This is a genomic window from Planomonospora algeriensis (genome assembly GCF_977012225.1).
This window is the reverse complement of the sequence record NZ_CDRNDK010000717.1, coordinates 1-2,255: the sequence shown is the minus strand read 5'-3', so window position 1 is coordinate 2,255 and position 2,255 is coordinate 1. Positions and strand designations below refer to the sequence as shown.

3 protein-coding genes are annotated in these 2,255 nt (G+C 72.8%); all 3 read right to left on the bottom strand.

From position 1 onward, the window contains the following. Positions 1-959 (bottom strand): hypothetical protein (locus ACWJ6R_RS34960; protein WP_449066308.1); only part of this gene is annotated, 959 nt, incomplete at its 3' end. A gap of 3 nt (positions 960-962) precedes the next feature. After that, the gene (locus tag ACWJ6R_RS34955; RefSeq protein WP_449066307.1) at positions 963-1,751 is read right to left on the bottom strand and encodes an ATP-binding cassette domain-containing protein; all 789 of its coding nucleotides are present in this window, start codon (positions 1,749-1,751) and stop codon (positions 963-965) included. 290 nt (positions 1,752-2,041) lie between these two features. Further along, the coding region (locus ACWJ6R_RS34950) for a hypothetical protein (RefSeq protein WP_449066306.1) at positions 2,042-2,255 on the bottom strand (214 nt) is incomplete at its 5' end.

Below are 2,255 nucleotides of genomic sequence, written 5' to 3'. Positions count from 1 at the left end.
TGGCCGAGCCGCGCGCCAGCCGGGCCCGCTCCAGGGCCACCAGCCGGGTCGCGACCCGGTCCACGGCCGCGGGCCGGAGCAGGCAGACGAAGAGCAACTCGGCCAGGCCCAGGACCGTACCCGTGACGATCCCCGCCAGCACGCGCGCGATCCGGTCGGCCGACATGGTCGCGGAGTCTAGGCGTCGCGCCGGCGCAGTACGGCATGGCCCGCCGCCGTCCACGCGGCAGCCAGGCGAGTCCCTCGCCCGCCGAGTAGGGGATGGGGCCGCCGGTCGGGTTGTCGGTGCTGCCCATGAACGCCAGCCCGGCCGGCAGCGGCATGCGCAGCGCCGCCTCCAGCGCCGGGGGCGCACCGGTCGCCGCCAGCAGCAGCGGCAGGCCCATCAGCAGCATGAACACCACGGTCAGCGTGCCCGCCGCGCTGCGCATCGCGGCTCCCGCGCCGACCGTGAGCACCGACACCAGCGCGAAGAAGACGCCGACGCCCAGCAGGTCGAGGGCGGTCTGCGCGGACGCCAGGGTGACGTGGCCGCCGAGCGGCTCGCCGGACAGCACGACGTGGACGACCGCCGCCGCCGCGCCGCCGGACACCACTCCCGCCGTGAACGCCACCGCCGCCGCCACCAACGCCTTGGCGGCGAGCATCCGGCCGCGGACCGGGACGGCCTGCAGGGTGGTGCGGACACCGCCCGAGGAATACTCCGAGGTGATCATCAGCATCGCCGCCGCGACCGGAGCGAACTGAGCGAAGATCGTCGCTGAGACCACCGGCTCGCCCGCCGGGAGGCTCGCCGTCCCGCCGTCGCGGAGCATCTCCGTCACCGTGGCCCCGCCCAGCGTCAGGGCGCTCAGCACCATGAGCACGCCGGTGCCCGCCAGGCACCACCAGGTCGACCGGACCGACCACAGCTTCGTCCACTCGGCGGCGACCGCCCGGCCCAGTTCACCGGTCCCCATCGTTCACACCTCCGCCTTCCGGGCGCCGTACTCCACGCTGCCCGCGGTCAGTTCCTCGTAGGCCTGCTCCAGTGAGGCCCCGCGCGTGCTCAGGCTGTACAGCCGGATGCCCGCCTCGTACGCCAGGTCGCCGATCCGCTCGATCCCGGCGCCGGTGGCGACCAGTTCGTTCTCACCCGACCGCTCCACCCGGATCCCGGCGGCGGCGAGCCGTACGGAGAAGTCGCCCGCGTGCGGGCTGCGGACGACCACGGCGGTCAGCGCGCTGTCGGCGATGACCTCCGCCAGCGGCGCGTCCCTGATCAGGCGGCCCCGGCCGATCACCACCAGGTGGTCGGCGGTCAGCTGCATCTCGCTCATCAGGTGACTGGAGACGAAGACCGTGCGGCCCTCGCCGGCCAGTGAGCGCATCAGTCGGCGCACCCAGCGCACGCCGTCGGGGTCGAGCCCGTTGACCGGCTCGTCGAACATCAGTACCCCGGGGTCGCCCAGCAGCGCGCCCGCGATGCCGAGCCGCTGGCTCATGCCGAGGGACAGCACGCCGGCGCGCCGGTGCGCCGCGTCCGTCAGCCCGACCACTTCGAGGACCTCCTCCACCCGGCTCCCCGCGATGCCGTTGCTGCGCGCCAGCGCCAGCAGATGCGCGCGGCAGCTGCGCCCCGGGTGCACCGCGCGCGCGTCGAGCAGCGCGCCGACCGTCCGCAGCGGGTGCCGGATCTCGTGGTACGGCACGCCTCCGACGAGCGCCGTGCCGGCCGTCGGGCGATAGAACCCGCCACTGAATCGGCCCACGGATGAGCCGCCATACCATTGCGACCAAACTTTTCACGGTGATCTCCTTTGTGATCCAGTCGCCCCGTCGCGCCATCTTCCGGATCGGAAACCCGCGACGGTGCCAGTACGACCAGGGCGGTGCGACCTATACGGGTATCCCGCCTCACCGTGCCCGACCTTGCGCACTCTCGCAATCGGGTTGACACAAGGGAAGCTGTGGGGGCCGGGAGCCCACCCGGAAGGGCTCCCGGCCAGACATGGCAGCGCAGATTACGGGGGCGCGCTGCGCTGCCATGCCGGTCCATGGGTTACGGCACCCGCCGCATCGGCACGCGCGGCCATGCCTGACATTCGAGCCTGGTCTCAGCCTCCAGATTGCGGGACAGCTCCACCAGGTTCGCCCCGCACCGGACATCGGACAGGCCGTACTCGCGCCCGTGCCCGGAGATGGAAGCCCGCCGCACGGCGTACTGATGTTGAAAGGCTGAGGTGTGTTGATCAGACCGGCTGGAGGACCAGACC